This is a genomic window from Mesorhizobium sp. M5C.F.Ca.IN.020.29.1.1, assembly GCF_003997375.1.
GTDB classification, from domain to species: domain Bacteria; phylum Pseudomonadota; class Alphaproteobacteria; order Rhizobiales; family Rhizobiaceae; genus Mesorhizobium; species Mesorhizobium wenxiniae.
In genome coordinates, this window is sequence record NZ_RZSW01000957.1 from 1 (window position 1) to 1,364 (window position 1,364).

The window sequence follows — 1,364 nt, forward strand, 5'->3', positions numbered from 1 at the left end:
GGTCCCGGCCTACACGAGGACGATATGGAGCGCATCTTCGAGGAATTCGAACAGGCCGATGGCACGTCGACCCGCGCGCATGGCGGCGCCGGGCTCGGTCTTGCCATTTCCAAGCGCCTGGTGATCGCCATGGGCGGCACGATTTCGGTTTCGAGCCGGCTCGGCCAAGGCTCCGAGTTCGTCTTCGATATCCCTGCAATATCGGCCACCGAGCCGCCGCAGACCCGCCAGAATGCGCTGTCAGGGCAGCGCGCGGTGATACTGTCGAAGAACGCCATCGAAGCCGACGCCATCGCCCGCACCATCCGTGCCAATGGCGGCATGGTCGAACTGGCCGCGACCGACGCCCAGGCAGCGTCCTTCGCAGAAGGCTGCGACGTGCTTCTGGTCGATGCGGCCATGGAGGAGGGCGACGGCAGGTTGTTAAGGCGCCTTCGCCAGAGCGGCTTTGCCGACTGCGAGGCGATCACGCTGATCGCGCCGACTGACCGCGGCATGCTGGGCGAGTTCCGCGCCAGCGGCTACGCCACCTTCCTGGCAAGGCCGGTGCGTGGCGAGACGCTGTTGCGCGTGCTTTTGACCAGCAACGTACCCGCCCTCACCCAGCCACAGCCGGAAAAGCGCGGCGCACCATCGGTCCGCGCCATTGGCAACCGCCAGCAGGGCCTGTCGGTGTTGATCGCCGAGGATAACGACATCAACGCCATGCTTGCCCGCGCCACGCTTCTGAAGGCCGGGCATCGCGTGAAAGTGGTCGGCGACGGCAAGGCCGCCGTCGAGGCCGTCACTGGCACCGGCCACAACCACCGCTTCGACGTGGTGCTGATGGACCTGCACATGCCTGTCATGGACGGGCTGGACGCCATCGCCGCCATCCGCCGGCATGAGGAGGAAACCGCCGTGGCGCCGGTTCCGATCATGGTGCTGTCGGCGGACAGCCAGGAAAAGACCCGCCACGCAGTGCTTGCCCACGGCGCCAGCGGCTTCGTCACCAAGCCGCTCGACCCCGACGCGCTTGTCGATGCGGTCGAGGGCCAGGTGGCCGCGTGATCCGCCGGCTGTCCTTCCTGGCTCCCGCCGCGTAACATAGCCGGTTGAAGGATTACCCAGCCGACGAAGTATTGCCCGCAGCACCGTATCACGGTACTGTCACAATCCTGTTGCACCTACACCGTATCCCCGTGCCAAGAGGGATGGCTCGAAGGAGAATCACTCGTGCATACAGTTATGCCGGAATGTGACGCTCGGCCGAACGCTAGCGGTGCTTTGCTCACCGGGCGGAACGTCGATGCCGTCACAAAAGGCGAAGCGCTCGGCCGTATCGGCAACCTCGAAGTGCGGCTCGCCCGCAACGAGGCCGAGAT

Annotated in this window: 1 protein-coding gene; it reads left to right on the top strand. The window is 65.8% G+C overall.

What is annotated here, in order from left to right:
• Positions 1 to 1,050: response regulator (locus tag EOA85_RS35370; protein ID WP_127212739.1), on the top strand; the 1,050-nt coding region annotated here is incomplete at its 5' end.
• Positions 1,051 to 1,364: the final 314 nt, after the last annotated feature.